The organism is Deinococcus radiophilus, from assembly GCF_020889625.1.
In the GTDB taxonomy this organism is placed as follows: Bacteria; Deinococcota; Deinococci; order Deinococcales; family Deinococcaceae; genus Deinococcus; species Deinococcus radiophilus.
Map to the genome: position 1 here is coordinate 926,890 of NZ_CP086380.1, position 15,360 is coordinate 942,249.

Below are 15,360 nucleotides of genomic sequence, written 5' to 3' on the forward strand. Positions count from 1 at the left end.
GCTGGTCGCTGCCTATGACCAGATCTCACCGGGGGGGCGGTGCCAATCAGCGCCAGGGCAACTCTGGCGGCACAGACGGGGCTTCTGGCCGTCTGCGGCTGTTTTATGCCCTCAAGGTGCCTGATGAAGTGGCGCAGGAACTGGCGCAGGCCCAGACCAAACTGCGCGGCAACTGGCGGCGCGTCGCGCCTGAGCAGCTGCACATCACTCTGGCCTATCTGCCGGGCGTGGCCCCAGAGCGCCTGAACGATCTCAAGCGCCTAGGCGTGCAAGTTGCGCAGGACATGCCGCCGCTGGATATTTCACTGCGTGGTACCGGCTATTTCCCCAACGAAGGCAGTCCCCGCGTGTGGTTCGTCAAGGCTAAAGCACCTGAGCTGGATGGGCTGGCGCAGGGCCTCCGTGCCGGACTGGACGAGCTGGGTGTGGAAACCGACGACAAGGGCTTCAAAGCCCATGTCACGCTGGCCCGCAAGAAAGGGCCAGCACCGCGCCTGCCACCTCTTACCTTTACTGACACTGGCTGGACCGCCGGACATGTCAGCCTGGTCAAATCAGTCCTCCGCAAGACCGGACCTATTTACCAGACCCTTTCCCGCTTTGAGTTGCGCGGCGAAACATCTTCCGCCGCTGCACCCGACCTCACCCCGGCCGATCTGGCCCAGGAGAACTCATGAGCAAAGCCACGACCAAAGAACCGACCATCATGCCCACCGACGCCAAAGAACGCCAGAAAGCCATTGATACGGCCCTGAGCCAGATCGAAAAGCAGTTCGGCAAAGGCTCGATCATGAAGCTGGGCGCCGAGAGCAAGCTGGACGTGCAGACCATTTCCACCGGCAGCCTGAGCCTGGACCTGGCACTGGGTGTGGGCGGCGTGCCGCGTGGCCGCGTAACCGAGATTTACGGTCCAGAATCGGGCGGTAAGACCACCCTGGCCCTGAGCATCGTGGCGCAGGCTCAGAAGGCGGGCGGCACAGCAGCCTTTATCGACGCTGAGCACGCGTTGGATCCGGTCTACGCCCGCGCCCTGGGCGTCAATACCGACGAACTGCTGGTGTCACAACCAGACAACGGTGAGCAGGCTCTGGAGATCATGGAGCTCCTGGTGCGCTCGGGCGCCGTGGACATCGTGGTGGTGGATTCGGTGGCGGCGCTCACGCCCAAAGCCGAAATTGAAGGGGACATGGGCGACTCACTGCCCGGCCTGCAGGCCCGACTCATGAGCCAGGCCCTTCGCAAGCTGACCTCCATCCTCTCCAAGACGGGCACCGCCGCCATCTTTATCAACCAGGTGCGCGAGAAGATCGGTGTGATGTACGGCAACCCCGAGACGACCACCGGGGGCCGCGCCCTGAAGTTCTATTCCAGTGTGCGTCTGGATGTGCGCAAGATTGGTCAGCCGATCAAAGTGGGCAATGACGCCGTAGCCAACACCGTCAAGGTCAAGACCGTCAAGAACAAGGTGGCCGCCCCCTTCAAGGAAGTCGAACTGGCCCTGGTCTACGGCAAGGGCTTTGACCAGCTGAGCGACCTGGTGACGCTGGCCAGCGACATGGACATCATCCGCAAGGCCGGATCGTTTTACTCGTATGGGGATGACCGCATCGGGCAGGGTAAGGAAAAAGCCATGCAGTACATCGCGGAGCGCCCCGAGTTGGAAGACGAAATTCGCACCCGCGTGCTGAACGCCATTCGCAGTGGCGGCCAGAGCGAAGCCGCACAGACGGAGAATGACGCTGACAGCGACTTGGCCCCACAAGCAGAAACCGCCCTGAACGCTGCAGAGTAAGCGATCAAGCCTAGTTCCCCCGCTGACGCCAGAGCGCTGTCAGCGGGGATTATTTTTGGATGGTTGTAGACCCCTTTGCTGAGTTGGGCAGTGTATGCCAGCGCTCAACATCAGGCACGCTCAAGGTGTAGGGGCAATCCAGACAGTCTCTAGGCTTTGCCCGTATCAGCGGAGGCCACTTGATTTCTGCGCGTCTGCTCAATCAGGGCCGCCACCGAGGACTCACCTGCCAACTGCGGCCGGACGATCCGGGACAGACCGACCTGAGGTTTCAGGGCCACACCGCGCAACACCACTTCTGCGGCAGTGATGACCAGCTGCTGAGCAATGGCCTGCGCCTCCTCACTTCCGGCAACCGAGGTGATCAAAAATGCCAGCTCGTCTGCTTCCCAGCGGAAACCTACGCCTTCCAGGTGATAGGCCGAGGGCTGCAAGTCACGCAGGCGCAAGACCGCCTGATCTACGGCTTCCTCGGCCCATTCCTGGCCGAATTGCTGCTGCAACTGCCGGTAACCACGCAGCTTGACCAGAAACAGATAGGTTTCGTCTCTGGCGCCATCCAGCGGCTCGGCAGGGGCCGGATGGCCACCCGGGAGGGTCAACCCTTCGAGGGTCCGGGTCAGGGCCACGCGGCTGCCCAACACCTGCTCGGAATAGGTTTGACGTAGACGCATCCCCCGTTGTGAGAGCAGATACTCCAGCGCCACCAGGCCCGTTCCCAGCAGCGCAGTGAACGCCAAAGTGATTCCCGGAAACACAATGCCCAATGGCCATAGCCGCACTAAGAGCAGTGGCATCAGCAGCGCCAGCACGAAGCCCCAGTAGCCGCCCAGCACCAGGCTGAGAGCCGCAGTCAGGGCCGCCAACAGAGCCACGACCGGACGTGAAAACATGACATTCTCGGGCGCCAGGAGGCTGGACACGGCCCGCACTTGCAGCACACTACTGCTGGGCAGGTCCGGATCTACCGAACTGGCCCCAATGACCGCCACGCGTCCCTGAACGGCAGCCCAGTCAAAATTACCCCGGAGCACATCGCTGAAATTCAGCTGACCCTGCAAGGCAGACGGTGAAAAGTGGTAAAGAAAACGTGGCGCAGCATTCAGAGGCTTCTGCGATCCAGCCAGGCGCGCCAGCTGCCAGGCGAAGGAAGGTAGCAGCGGTCCATTCTCCGCTCCGTAACCAGTCTGAAAGGCGTAATACAGATTGGCTTCGCCCGGATTGACGGTACTTAGACCACGTGAGACTGCTGCTCTGACCGCGGCAGGAACACCTGGCAGCAGGGCTGGGTCCTGTGACCTGGTCGCCAGGACCAGTCGCCCACCCCACACCTCTGCCGCGGCCTCCTGAACATCTCCCCCAACCTGCGGCAAGTCTAGACCGACGGCCCGCACCCCAGCCTGATCCAGCTGCGTTAAGGCACGCCTAAATATTTCGGGCGACCATGACTCTACTGGGCCGTATTCAGCTACGGCCACTGGATCCACACTCACCAAAAAGGCCTGAGGGGCGGAACGGGGCTGCCTTGGCCGAAGCGAAGTGCCAAGCCACCGGGTTGTACGGCCAGACCAGACCGCAGAATCCACCCAGGAGCAGGCCCGCAGTAGGCAGATAAGGCCAGCTCTCGTGCCTGGCCCCCTGGCGTATGGGCATACGGAGAGTGAGCCTACCCTGGGGCGGCTGACGCATCAGCGGATCTCCGCCCCAAGGCCTACAGGTCGTTGCACGGCCCGCATCATAGCGTCACGTCAGGGCCAATGGGCGGTATGCACGCTAAGCAGCTTACTCTCAGTACCTTGCTTGGTTCACGGCTCGCCGATGACAGCTGCCAGCAAAAGAAGGAGGCCCGCTATACTGCCCCGCGTGCTGGTTGCCCTGAAGAATGCCGAAAAATACTACGGTCCCCACCGCGTGCTAGAAGGTATAGATTTTGCGCTGCATGCCGGCGAACGCATTGGACTGGTGGGCCGCAACGGCGCGGGGAAATCCACCTTACTGCGGCTGATGACCGGTGACCTGCTGCCCGACGGGGGCACGGTGCTGCGCGCTCCGGGGGTACGGGTCCGCAGTTTGAGCCAGGACCCCAGCTTTGCACCGGGCAGTACGGTAGACGGCATCTTGGAAGCCGCGTTCGAGGATCTGGACGCCCTCGAAGCCGAGCTGCATGACGCGGCCCAGGCCATGACAGATGGCAGTGAGGCCAGCATCCTGCGCCACGAAGAACTGCTGGAACACTTTGGGCGGCGCGGCGGGTTTCAGCGCCGCAGCCGCAAAGAAGCGGCGGCCTTGGCCTTCGGGTTCCGGGGCCGCGAACACGAACAGGTCAGTGGCCTGTCGGGCGGCGAGCGCACCCGCCTGGGTCTGGCCGCGCTGCTGGTCGAGAACCCCGACGTGCTGCTGCTGGACGAACCGACCAACCACCTCGACATCGTGATGGTGGAGTGGCTGGAGACGTTTCTGGGCCGCTACCCCGGCGCGGTACTGGTGATCAGCCACGACCGGGCCTTTCTGGACAACGTGACCACCGAAACGGCCTATATCCGTGACGCCACGCTGAAACGCTACCCCGGCGGCTACACCCGCTTCCGCACCGCGCTGGAACAGGACCTGCAGCAGCAGGCCGCGCAGTATGCCCAGCAGCAAAAAGCAATTGCCGACTTGCAAGGCAGCGCCGACCGCATGAAGGTGTGGGGCCTGGGCATGTCCAAGCTGGCGAGGCGTGCCAAGGCCATGCAGGCCCGTGTAGACCGCATGGCCGCCGCCTCGGTGGGTGCGCCCCCGCCCGAGCAGCGCACCACCTCGATCACCTTTCATGCTCCTGAAAGCGGCGAAGTGGTGCTGGACGCCCAGAACCTGACCCGCCAAATGGGCGAACGGACCCTGTTCCGTGACGTGCGGGTGCAGTTGCGGCGGGGTGAACGGGTAGCGATCATTGGCCGCAATGGAGCGGGCAAGACGACCCTGCTGCGGACTCTGCTGGGCCTGGACCCTTCCGACGACCCACAGGGCCGTACCCTGACCGGGGCGCGGGTCAGCGTGGGTTACTACGACCAGCAACTGCGCGGCGTAGACCCAGAACGGACCCTCTTTGATGTGGCCCGCGACTACACCCAGAAAGACTCTGAGGCCCATACGCTGCTGGGGACATTTCTGTTTCCCTACGATCAGCACGACAAACCTACCCGAATCCTTTCGGGGGGCGAACGCGCACGCCTGGCCCTGCTCAGACTGGCGCAGGAAGACCACAATTTCCTGGTGATGGACGAGCCAACCAACCACCTGGACATGGAGATGGTCGAGGCGCTGGAAGACGCTCTGGCGGATTTTGGCGGCACCCTGCTGATGGTCAGCCACGACCGGGCCTTTATCGAGGCGCTGGCCGATCAGGTCTGGCTGGTCGAAGACGGACAGTTTTACAGCTATCCCGGCTGGGAAGACTACCGGGACCAGCACCCCCGCAGGGTGGAGGCCCAGCAAGCTGAACCCACCCCGGCGGCCACGCCAGCCACACCTGCGCCAAAGCCCGCTCCCAACGCACCCCAGACCCGCTTTTCGGGGGTCAACACCTATCAGTTGGGCAAGCAAGTCACCGAACTGGAGGCCCACATCGAGGCCCTGGAAGCCGAACTGGAAAGTGCGCAACTGGCACTGGCCGGGGCCACCCCCGACGCCAACTTCGCCGCGCTGGGCCGGGCGGCCCATGCCCTGGAAGGTCAACTGGAGGAGGTCATGGCCGACTGGGAAGCGGCCCATACCGAATTGGAAAGCCGGAGCTAGGCAGACAGTGGCGGCAAGTCCCTGGAGTCTTCAGGGCCTGGCCGCCTAAGCACGTTTGGTATCAAAGTGACCCAGGACCCAGGCGGGGAAGCGGTTTCGTCACTCCCCCGCCTGGCTCCACCGCTCTGCCAATAGCCTTACTCGTCCTCGTCTTCGTCCAGCATCGGCAGGCGCACCCGGAAGGTGGCACCGCCGCCGGGCGTATCGATCACGTCGATCTGGCCGTCATGGCCCAGCACGACCTGCTGCGCGATGGTCAGGCCCAGGCCAGCTGACCCGGCTTCCTTGCCCCGGTAAAACTTGTCGAAAATGCGCGGTTTCACGTCATCTGGCACGCCAGGGCCGTGGTCAATCACCAGCACTTCCGCAAAGCCGTCATTCTGGCGGCCCTGCAACTCTACACATTCTGGATTTCCGCAGACCCGCACAGCATTGCTGACCAGATTCACGAAAACCTGAGTCAGCCGTCCAGGGTCGCCCAGCACTTCCAGCGGACGGTCTAGCGCCGTCACCGGGACCTGAAAGTCGCGCCCCACCTGTTCCACCAGGCGGTCCAGGTTCACAAAGTGCATCTCGATGCCCTGGACCAGCTCACCGCGCGAAATCTGTAGCAGGTCGTTGACCAGCCGGGTCATGTTCTCGGCCACCCGCCGGGCATCCGAAAGGGTCTGCGACGCGCCTTTTTCACGTTCCTGGCGGTGCAGATAACCCAGCAGCGCCGTCAGAGGGGTCCGCAGTTCGTGACTGGTTTCAGCCAGGAACGTTTGCTGCATGGTCAGCGCTTCGGACAGTTGCTTGGCCTGAACTTCCAGACGCTGGCGCTGGGCCTCGGCCACGCCGCGCAGCCGCTCGACTTCTTCGAGGCGCTGCTGCAGGGACAGGTTCAGCTCGCGCACGGCCTGTTCGGCCATTTCCTGACGGCGCTGCATGTCGTGTTCGGCAATGGCGCGGCGCACACTGGGTGCGAGGCGTTCCAGGCGCTGCTTGAGGATGTAGTCGGTCACACCCTGGCGCAGCGTATCGACCGCCACCTCCTCGCCCATCGCACCGGTCACGATCAGGAACGGCACAAAAGGATCGTACTCTTGGGCCGCCTGAAAGGCCCGCAGGCCGTCATAACTGGGCAGCGCATAATCCGAGAGGATCAGCTGCGGCGTAAATTCGCTCAATTCGCGCATAAAGCCGTCCTCATCCTCGGCGCGGCGCACTTCCAGGTTCCAGGGCAGGTCGCCGCGCAGCGATTCCACGACCAGCTCATGGTCCAGATCATTGTCTTCGAGGTGAAGCAGCCGCAGGACACGGACCGGCTCGGTCATACTTCGGCCTGTTCTTCGGTGGGCCGGGGTTCGGTGGGCAGCGTCAATCTGAAGGTGGCGCCCACGCCGGGTTCGCCGGTAGCCGACACCTGTCCCCCATGCCGCTGTACGATGCGCCGCACGTTGGCCAGGCCAATTCCGGTGCCCTCAAATTCTTCGTTGGTATGCAGTCTCTGAAACACGCCAAACAGTTTATCGGTATAGCGCGGGTCAAAACCCACGCCATTGTCATGCACCCGGATCTCGGCCATGTCGCCCTGCATCTGCGCGTCCACGCGGATCAGCACTTCTTCTTTGGTCCGCGAATATTTCAGGGCATTGCTCAACAGATTGCCAAACACCTGCCCCAGCAGCCGCTCATCGCCGTAGACCGCTGGCAGTGGGTCTACTTGCAACGCCACCACCCGGCCCTCGCGGTCCGGCTGCAAGGAATCCCACACCTCACCGACCAGGGCACCCAGGTCCACTTGCTGCTGACGGAGTTCAGCCCGCCCAGTCCGCGAGAATTCCAGCAGGTCATCAATCAGGTGGCCCATGCGCTGCCCCGAATCCAGAATGACGCTGAGGTAGCGCTCGGCCTGCTGCGAGAGGTCTTCGTTTTCGGCCTGCAGCTTTTTGCGCAGCAGCTCCCCAAAGCCGGTCATGTGCCGAAGCGGTGTACGCAGGTCGTGGCTGACCGAGTAACTGAAGGCTTCCAGCTCGCGGTTGGCCTCTTTTAGCTCCAGGGTGCGCTCCTTGACGCGCTGCTCCAGCGAGCGGTTGAGTTGCGCGAGCTGCTCGGTGGCTTCCTGGGCACGGCGGCGCAGCTGATCGTTGTCCAGCGCCACCGCAAAGCGCTGGGCCAACTGCTCGGTCAGTTCGTAGTCGTAGGTACGGATGGAGCGGCCAAAGGCCACAGCCAGGATGCCCCGTAGACTGCCATCGTGGCCGCGCAGCGGCACCACCATAAATTCCACGATCCCGATCCGGGCCAGCAGTGGCGAGGCACGCTCCACCACTTGTTCGCCGCATACGGCGGCTTGCCGGATCATCTCACGCACGCGCCGGTCCACTTCTGGCGACAGACGCTCCTGCGGCAACATAGAGTGGCCCAACCAGTCGATTCTGAGCTGAGGCCCCAGTTCGCCGGGGACTGGGGTCATCTCCCCATCACCAGCCACTAGGTCCACTTGCCAGAGCCCCACCGCAGCGTCCAGTGAACTGGCCATCAGGTCAATGGCCTGCTGATACCTGCGGTCATCTGCGCCAATCTCTGCGCCGCCTGCGACCACAGACGTCAGCGCATCCGAGATTTGCACCATCAGCCGCGCCGAGGCCTCGGCCCTGACCTGATCATCCACATCGGTGGTGGTACCGACCCATTCCTCTACCGTTCCCTGAGCGTCCAGCAGCGGCACGGCCCGCAGGACATAGGCGCGGTAGTGTCCGTCCGGGCCGACCATCCTGACTTCCATTTCCAGCGGACGGGTTTCCTGCCGCGCCCGAACCACTGCAGCGTGGAAAGGAGCCAGATCGTCCGGATGCAGTGGAAGCAGCAGTTCATCCAGGGTCGTCGGCGTAGGCAGGCCGGGTTGCAGGGCGTACCAGCGACCATTCACATAGCTGACATTCCACTCCTCATCCACGGTCCAAACCAACTGGGGCATCCCGTTCAGCACCATGCGGTAGTGGTCCTGCTCAGCCACAGCACGTTGTTCAGCCAACAGACGGGCGTGCACATCGGTGGCTACGGCAATCCATTCCCTGACTTCCCCTCGCCCACCGCGTAAAGGCGCCACTTTGAGAGACACCCAGCGCCACCCCGGCGGCGGGATATCCATGTCCTGACTGCGGGCCAGCACGGAAGGCGTATGCAGGGCCAGGCGCAGATCCAGCTCCTGCGGCAGACTTTCACGGTAGGCACGTTCCCACATCAGGCGGTATGCTTCCCGGTCGCCGGGATGCACCTGCGCCCCGACATCCGCCGATTCCAGCAGGTCACGGAACTGCTGATTGGCGTAGATCAATCGGCCGGTGTCACTGCTCAGCCACAGGACATGCGGTACGCTGTCCAGCGCTTCACGCGACCGCTGGTCCTGTTCACGCAGGCGGCGCTGCACTTCACGCTGCTCGGTGACATCACGGACCACATGTAAGTACCCCAGCAGTTCCTGGGCCTGACCCAGCACACGAACCCGGCTCAGCTCGCCCCAGAAATTGCGGCCTGGGCCGCCGTGCAACTCGCGAACCACACCGGAATACTCTTCGGGAGTTTCACCCGAAAACAGGGCCTCACGGTTTCCAGGACGGTTGACGACCATCTGCTGACGAATCTCATCGATATGTTTGCCTGCCACTGCTGCCGCGTCCAGATGGAGCAGTTCCAAGTAATGGCGGTTGGTCATGCGAATAAAGCCGTCGGGTGTGGTGAAGGCCGCGCCGCCGTCCATCGACTGGAAAATGGCAAGGAAGTCAGCCCGCGACTGCTGCAAATAGCTCTGCGAGGCGCTCAAGTCCTCGTTGGACTGCAGCAGCCGCCCAGTCAGGCGGAGCTGATCCCCAACAAGTCGGTAGGTCAGGATGCCGGCCAGCAAGCCCATCAACAGCACCAGCGGGGTCAGGATGCTGGCGGGCTGCCCCACCGCCAAGCGCTGAACCGGCGCACTCAGACTCCAGTTGCGGCCCAATCGGTCTGTTTCCGAGTACATGACCTTCCCAGTGCTACCTAAGGTCATATTTGGCCTGCCCAAAAAGCCCAGGCCTGAGACCTGAGTGCCCAGCGCCCCTGGCCCAAGAAGCAGACCATCCACCTTGACATCAACCAAGCTGCCGGAATGCGCGGTCAGTTCATCCACTTTCTGCAGAAGCGTCTGGGTGTCGATCAGCAGGTACAGGGCGCAGGGAATATGGCCTTCCGAGGGCGCACAGGGTTGGATCATGACCAACCATTGCCGCGCCTGTCCCTGGGCATCTGCGGCTACAAAAGGCAGGGTCATCGTCTGAACTTGGCGGCTCACTGCATGGTTGAATTCTTCCTGTAGCGTGCGGGCGACGTCAGGGTCAAGCCGCAAAGGGCCAAGGGTCGTCAGCGGTTCTTCTAAGCGGTCCTGAAAGCGAACAACGTCCAGCGCATTCACGCTCGGCAGGTAGCGAGACAACTCCATGCCCTCGATAAAATCTTCGAGGTCGGTGCCTGGCATCTGATCGGCGTACAAAAACGAATGGGTGGCGTGCAGCAGAGTTTCAAAATCAGAAAGGCGGTCCACCAGCACCCGGACATGTGAGTTCAGATCGGACCGCGCTTCGGTCAGCTGTTGCTGGCGCACATAGGTATTGATCGCCAGGGTCGAGATCAGTGTGACCAGCAGAATCAAAATCAGCAGCTGGGTGGCCAGAGAAATCCGCAGAAAGGCAGGACGGCGAATCATGCGCTCCGCCCCAACTCGGCTTGGGCAGCTTCAATCAGCACACCGGCTGAGACCTCCGCCCCCGTCCAGCGCCGGAAGGCCAGGGCGGCTTGATGGGCCAGCATCCCCAGCCCACCCTCGCTGCGGCAACCGTGCTGCTCGGCATCGCGCCGCAACCGGGTCAGTCGTGGACGGTACACGATGTCATAGACCAGCGCTCCGGCAGGCAGCGCTTCCCACTGCGCGGCGCTCAGCAGCAGGGGGGTCTCTTCTGGTCGGTCCAGTCCTGCGCTGCTGGCATTGATAATCAGGCGCACCGCAGACCAGTCCACTTCCTCTGGCCTGGCAGCCTCCACCGTCCAGCTGGGAGTTGCCCACTCCTCGGCCAGCGCCTCAGCCCGCCCAAGTGTGCGGTTCAGAATCTGCGCCGGAATGCCCCAATCGCGCAGAACCCACAGCGCGGCACGCGCAGCCCCCCCAGCACCGAGCAACACCGCCTGAGACGCCTGGTCTGGAGCAAAGCCAGCATCTCTCAGTGCCGCTTGCAGGCCTGGAGCGTCGGTGTTGTCACCCAGGAGTTGGCCGTCCTCCCAATACAGGGTGTTCACCGCGCCGATGGCCCGTGCAGCGGGGGTCAGACCGTCCAGCAGCGGCAGGGCGGCCACCTTGTGCGGCAGGCTGAGGTTCGCCCCGACCGTCAGAGGATTCAGGGCCTCGGCACGCAGAGCCAGCAGTCGCGCCGCCAAGTCCTGAGGGGCCACGTCTTCAGGCCGGTAACTTCCGTGCATCCCCACGGCAGCCAGCGCGGCGCGGTGAATGACGGGTGACAAGGTATGGGCAACAGGATGTGCAAACAGATAGGCGCGGAGTTCCGCCGACATAAACGGCAGTCTATCGCATGCCCTCCGCCTGGAACGCTAACGCACCTGCGGCGAACTACCTGTGTGGGGCCGCACCATAAATATAAATGCAGTAGCCTGCACCGCATGACCGGCCTGCCCCATGCTCCTGCAGATCCCCTCACCTTTCGCTGGTCCAGTCTGGCCCGCCTGGGCGGGTTGCCGCCGGAAGCGGGGACCGGCGGGCAACTGCGTACTGAGCCCGCCGACTTTGTGGTGGACGAACTGCCGCTGTACCTCCCCCAGGGCGAAGGCGACCACCTGATGATTGAGCTGCGTAAGGAGGGCCATACCACTGGCCATGTCCTCCGTGAGCTGGCGCGGCAACTGCGCGTCAAGGACCGTGACATCGGGAGCGCCGGGCAAAAGGACCGCCACGCGGTGACGACCCAGTGGGTATCGGTTCCAGTCAAGGGGGAAAGCCGCCTGCCGCACTTCGAATTGTCAGGCGTAGAGGTGCTGCAATCCGCGCGGCATCCCAACAAGCTAGGTCTGGGCCACTTGCGCGGCAACCGCTTTCAGGTGCGCGTGCGCGGCGCGGCAGGGACAGCGCAGGCCGCCCAGCAACGCCTGGGTGAACTGACCGAGCAGGGCATCCCCAACTACTTTGGACCGCAGCGCTTCGGGCTGGGCGGCATCAATGCAGCGGAAGGGCTGCGGGTGTTGCGCGGCGAATCGGCCCTGAAAGACCCCAAGCTGCGGCGCTTTCTGGTGTCTGCACTGCAAAGCGCCGTATTCAACGCTTACCTCAGCCGGCGACTGGAACGTGGCCTCTTCGCTGAACTGCTGCCGGGTGATCACGCGAAAAAACACACCAGCGGAGGCGAATTCTGGGTGGACGACGCCAGCGAGTCGGAGCGGGCCAGGGCAGGCGAGGTCAGCGCACTGGGCAATCTGTTCGGACGCAAGACGGACCCCTTGCGTGGCCCGGCGGGCGAGCTGGAGCGCGAAGCCCTGGCGGGGCTGGACCTGGACCCCGCCGAGTTCACGGCTCTGCGCGGCGACACCCGGCTGACCCGCATCTTTTTTCTGGAAGCACCCCTGCTGACCCCGGAAGAGAGCGGATACACGGTGCAGTTCACCCTGCCCAGAGGCAGTTTTGCGACGGCGGTGCTGCGCGAACTGATGGGAGGTGAGATCGACACCCTCCCGCTGCCGGAGGAACGCCATGACTCAGCCTGATCCGGCGCTGCGTGAGGCGTTCCTCACCACCAGCTACGGCACGGCCGAAAGCCGCGCCAACCTGAGCGATGCGCCCGGTCCAGCGCCTATCTGGGCCAGGGGGCGCTGGGGCATCGTGACTGCCTGGAATCCGCAGGGGCGGGCGGCAGATGAAACGGCCAACCGACTTGCCCAGGCAAAGTTGCTGGCCGAAGTGCAGGCTCAGGGCTGGCCTAGGCTAACTGGCCACAACGGCAGTGGCGAGTGGCGCGAGCAGACACTGATCATCCAGGGCATTCAGGCCCGTGAACTGTCCAAACTTGGAAGGCGGTGCGGTCAGGCCGCCGTACTGTGGGGCTGGAACCACCGTGCTGCGCTGCTGTGGCTGGACGCAGCAAAAGTCTACGCCGTGGACCGCCGTTGGGTCATCCAGGCCTCACCAGAACTATAAAAAATGCCCCCCAGGCGGGGGACATGGCACTCCGGGAGCCGATAAGCTGGGTTCTGTCCTGATTCTGCCGCTACGCGGGCACAGGGACGACCATCTCTCTGGGATGCCTGTCGCCAGACACCTCAAGCGACCATCCTGGCGGTCTTCGCGGGCGGGCCGCCCTGCCGCTCTGTCGGGTCTTGCACCGGATGGGGTTTACCAGCGCTCCCAGTCTCCTGGGAACCTGGTGCGCTCTTACCGCACCGTTTCACCTTGACCTTGCCGGCACACTGCGCCTGGTGTATCGCCGCCTGGGCCGTCTCGTTTCTGTGGCACTGTCCTTCAGCTTCGCCGCTTTCCCCTACCCAGGCGCGGGTGGAGGTGCTCAGGCTCGCTGACCAGCCGTTAGCTGGCATCCTTGCCCTGTGGTGCCCAGACTTTCCTCACCGCAAATTACGGTGCGGCCGTCTGGCTCCCGGCCTACCAGTCTAGCAGATTGTGACCGCTTGGCCTCTTCTCGTCACAGCCAGAGCCGCCGCGTCACCTGTTCTTGTTCGCGCTGCTCCGGAGTGGCTCCTGTCAGGTCCGGCATCAGGAGCCACTCCAGCTGCTGGGAGTTCAGTTCGGCGAACTCCCCAGAGCCTAGGTCGCCCAGCCATAGCCCTCCCACCCGGTAACGCAGCAGGCGGTCCACCGGGCAGCCGATGGCGGCGAACATCCGGCGCACCTGACGTTTGCGGCCCTCACGCAGCAGGGCCAGCGCACCGCTGGGGGCCGCCTGCACCTCGGCGCGCGCAAAACCGTCTTCCAGCTCCACGCCCCGGCGCAGCTCGGCCAGACCGCGCTCAGAAGGTTCTGGATCACACCACACCCGGTACACCTTCTCGTGTTCATAGCGGGGATGGGTCAGGCGCTGGGTCAGCGCACCATCGGTGGTCAGAATGAGCAAGCCTTCGCTGTCACGGTCCAGCCGCCCGACGGGATGCAACCCTGCAACCGCAGGCATGGCGTCCAGCACCGTTTCGCGGCCCAATTCGTCGCTGGCACTGGTCACGTAGCCAGCGGGTTTGTGCAGCATGTAAGTCACGGTATGCGCCTGGGCCTGAATCGGCTGGCCGTCTACCCGCACGTCGTCGCCTGGGCCCACCTGCTGTCCCAACGTAGCCGACTGACCGTTCACCGTGACGCGGCCCGACTGGATCAACTCTTCGGAGGCGCGGCGTGACGCCACTCCGGCACGGGCCAGCACTTTTTGCAGGCGGTCAAGCTTAGGCTCATTCATGCAGTGCTCCGCCCGACTGAGGCAGAGTGGCCGACTTCGCCAGGAGCCCTACCAGACCTAAGCCCAGCAGCAGCGCCGCATAGCCCAGCAATACGTTCTGGAGCTGATCTGGCAGGTTGAGACGTAGCGCCCCAGCCCCCAGGGTGGCGGCCAACAGCAGATTGCCGCTGACCAGCAGCACCCGCCCAGTCGGATCGGTCCGCACCCCGGCATACAGCAGCGCTGCGCCCCAGGCTGTTATCATCGCCCCGGCACCCCGCACCAGCCACAGCGGCGAGGCCCTCAACTGCGCCGCCGATTCTTGCGGCAGCCAGTACAGGCCCAGCCCCAGCGGCAAGATCAGCAGGGCGGTCAACCAAAACGCAAAGCGCAACACAGCCCCCAGTCTACATGCCTGCCCGCGCGGGCAGTCCTCAGCGCGTCCAGACCGTCAGTTTTCCGCGGTACAGCCCAGTCCCTTCGGGGACGGGTTGCAGGTCCAGCAGCACCAGGCGGACAGGCTGTTCATTCTCAGCAGCGATATGCCACAGAGACGCTTCGCCGCCGCCTGGCAGTGTTGAGGACGGATTGACTTCAGCCCAACCTTGCGTACGCAGCTGCTCTGCGTAAGCTTGGTGTAACTGCTTCAGTGACTGACTGATCTGTAAGTTGGCCTCACTGTTGTACCAGTCGTTGCTCCCACCGCCGCCCGTTGGCCTGACCTGCACCCCTGATGGTGCCCGTAACACAGGCAAAAGAGATTCGGCACTACTGTAACTGCTCAGATTCTCTTTCATCTGGTGGGCGTCTTTACCCGTTTGCACCGAAAGCATAACCTGGGTGGCCTGCCCCTCTGCCAATCTGTGGGCCGTTATTTGCAGCAAGGTGGGCGGCTCCTGACGAAATATTATGGTCAGGGAGCCGGAGTCAACCCCTTCCAGACTTTCGGAGAGAAATCCGTTGGCCGACTGATGGCGCTCAGGTTCCACCACTTCCCAGCCCGGCTGGGTACGGTAAAACGCAATCACCTCCGCCGGAGATTTCGGGCTGTCCAGAAAGACAGTCCAATACCCTGCCTGACCCATCGCGCCCACCACTTCAGCGCCGGGGGGCAGCGGTGCGCCCAGCTTCTCAGGGGCCTGGCCGACCAGATAGGCTCCTGACATCATCCGGTCCAGCAATTTGCGGAGGGCGGCGGCATCCGCAGACGGAGCAGACGTGCTGTCCGCAGATTGAGTCTGAGCGAGAGCGGCGGGAGCAGGATTTCCGGCTGCTCCCGCCGCTGCTGAAGTACTCAAAAGAAGTAGGGCCAGAGCAGACCTTTTACCGAGCCAGTTT

The 15,360-nt window shown here is 63.5% G+C and carries 12 protein-coding genes and 1 other RNA gene; 5 read left to right on the top strand and 8 right to left on the bottom strand.

All coding sequences use genetic code 11. The annotated features are described in order from the left end of the window. Window positions 1-14 precede the first annotated feature (14 nt). Complete coding sequence (gene thpR / locus LMT64_RS04795; protein WP_126351742.1) at window positions 15-677, top strand: RNA 2',3'-cyclic phosphodiesterase; 663 nt, start codon at window positions 15-17, stop codon at window positions 675-677. Further along, on the top strand, window positions 674-1,792 hold the full coding sequence (gene recA, locus LMT64_RS04800) for a recombinase RecA (protein ID WP_324295874.1): 1,119 nt from the start codon (window positions 674-676) through the stop codon (window positions 1,790-1,792). The genes thpR and recA overlap by 4 nt, the downstream gene beginning before the upstream one ends. Window positions 1,793-1,941: 149 nt before the next feature. Here recA and LMT64_RS04805 read toward each other — a convergent pair whose 3' ends face one another. Next, a complete protein-coding gene (locus LMT64_RS04805) occupies window positions 1,942-3,378 on the bottom strand; it encodes a CHASE2 domain-containing protein (protein ID WP_267869779.1) in 1,437 nt (478 codons plus the stop codon). A gap of 277 nt (window positions 3,379-3,655) precedes the next feature. Between LMT64_RS04805 and abc-f the strand changes: the two genes are divergently transcribed. After that, window positions 3,656-5,569 (top strand): ribosomal protection-like ABC-F family protein, encoded by a 1,914-nt coding sequence (abc-f, locus tag LMT64_RS04810; RefSeq protein ID WP_229253397.1) that lies wholly within the window; start codon window positions 3,656-3,658, stop codon window positions 5,567-5,569. Window positions 5,570-5,706: 137 nt separating this feature from the next. Here abc-f and LMT64_RS04815 read toward each other — a convergent pair whose 3' ends face one another. Genes LMT64_RS04815 through LMT64_RS04825 form a run of 3 tightly spaced genes read right to left on the bottom strand, consistent with a single transcriptional unit; the run spans window position 5,707 to window position 11,152 of the window. Further along, window positions 5,707-6,885 carry a hybrid sensor histidine kinase/response regulator gene (locus tag LMT64_RS04815; protein WP_126351745.1) on the bottom strand — a complete coding sequence of 393 codons (1,179 nt, stop codon included), beginning with the start codon at window positions 6,883-6,885 and terminating at the stop codon, window positions 5,707-5,709. Continuing rightward, window positions 6,882-10,292: a PAS domain-containing sensor histidine kinase gene (locus tag LMT64_RS04820; protein WP_126351746.1), complete on the bottom strand. Its 3,411-nt coding sequence runs from the start codon at window positions 10,290-10,292 to the stop codon at window positions 6,882-6,884. The genes LMT64_RS04815 and LMT64_RS04820 overlap by 4 nt, the downstream gene beginning before the upstream one ends. Then, window positions 10,289-11,152 (bottom strand): shikimate dehydrogenase family protein, encoded by an 864-nt coding sequence (locus LMT64_RS04825; protein ID WP_126351747.1) that lies wholly within the window; start codon window positions 11,150-11,152, stop codon window positions 10,289-10,291. The genes LMT64_RS04820 and LMT64_RS04825 overlap by 4 nt, the downstream gene beginning before the upstream one ends. A 105-nt stretch (window positions 11,153-11,257) precedes the next feature. Here LMT64_RS04825 and truD point away from each other — a divergent pair, with 105 nt between their 5' ends. Both truD and LMT64_RS04835 read left to right on the top strand, forming a co-directional pair. Further along, window positions 11,258-12,352: a tRNA pseudouridine(13) synthase TruD gene (gene truD / locus LMT64_RS04830; RefSeq protein WP_126351748.1), complete on the top strand. Its 1,095-nt coding sequence runs from the start codon at window positions 11,258-11,260 to the stop codon at window positions 12,350-12,352. Further along, window positions 12,339-12,782 carry a DUF3293 domain-containing protein gene (locus LMT64_RS04835; protein ID WP_126351749.1) on the top strand — a complete coding sequence of 148 codons (444 nt, stop codon included), beginning with the start codon at window positions 12,339-12,341 and terminating at the stop codon, window positions 12,780-12,782. The genes truD and LMT64_RS04835 overlap by 14 nt, the downstream gene beginning before the upstream one ends. Before the next feature lie 26 nt (window positions 12,783-12,808). On the opposite strand, the gene rnpB is transcribed toward LMT64_RS04835, so the two are convergent. From rnpB to LMT64_RS04855, 4 genes are all read right to left on the bottom strand, one after another. Then, an RNA gene (rnpB, locus tag LMT64_RS04840) (RNase P RNA component class A) lies at window positions 12,809-13,241 on the bottom strand. 40 nt (window positions 13,242-13,281) lie between these two features. Then, on the bottom strand, window positions 13,282-14,043 hold the full coding sequence (locus LMT64_RS04845) for a pseudouridine synthase (protein WP_229253398.1): 762 nt from the start codon (window positions 14,041-14,043) through the stop codon (window positions 13,282-13,284). Then, entirely contained in the window at window positions 14,036-14,419 is a 384-nt protein-coding gene (locus tag LMT64_RS04850; protein ID WP_229253399.1) for a hypothetical protein, read from the bottom strand. Before LMT64_RS04850 ends, LMT64_RS04845 begins: the two co-directional genes overlap by 8 nt. A 37-nt stretch (window positions 14,420-14,456) precedes the next feature. Next, window positions 14,457-15,320, bottom strand: a complete 864-nt coding sequence (locus tag LMT64_RS04855) for a hypothetical protein (RefSeq protein ID WP_126351752.1) — start codon at window positions 15,318-15,320, stop codon at window positions 14,457-14,459. Between the last annotated feature and the right edge of the window lie 40 nt (window positions 15,321-15,360).

Coding starts and splice junctions, on each gene's coding strand:
- thpR (WP_126351742.1), top strand. CDS start 15: ATGACCAGATCTCACCGGGGGGGCGGTGCCAATCAGCGCCAGGGCAAC.
- recA (WP_324295874.1), top strand. CDS start 674: ATGAGCAAAGCCACGACCAAAGAACCGACCATCATGCCCACCGACGCC.
- LMT64_RS04815 (WP_126351745.1), bottom strand. CDS start 6,885: ATGACCGAGCCGGTCCGTGTCCTGCGGCTGCTTCACCTCGAAGACAAT.
- LMT64_RS04820 (WP_126351746.1), bottom strand. CDS start 10,292: ATGATTCGCCGTCCTGCCTTTCTGCGGATTTCTCTGGCCACCCAGCTG.
- LMT64_RS04825 (WP_126351747.1), bottom strand. CDS start 11,152: ATGTCGGCGGAACTCCGCGCCTATCTGTTTGCACATCCTGTTGCCCAT.
- truD (WP_126351748.1), top strand. CDS start 11,258: ATGACCGGCCTGCCCCATGCTCCTGCAGATCCCCTCACCTTTCGCTGG.
- LMT64_RS04835 (WP_126351749.1), top strand. CDS start 12,339: ATGACTCAGCCTGATCCGGCGCTGCGTGAGGCGTTCCTCACCACCAGC.
- LMT64_RS04845 (WP_229253398.1), bottom strand. CDS start 14,043: ATGAATGAGCCTAAGCTTGACCGCCTGCAAAAAGTGCTGGCCCGTGCC.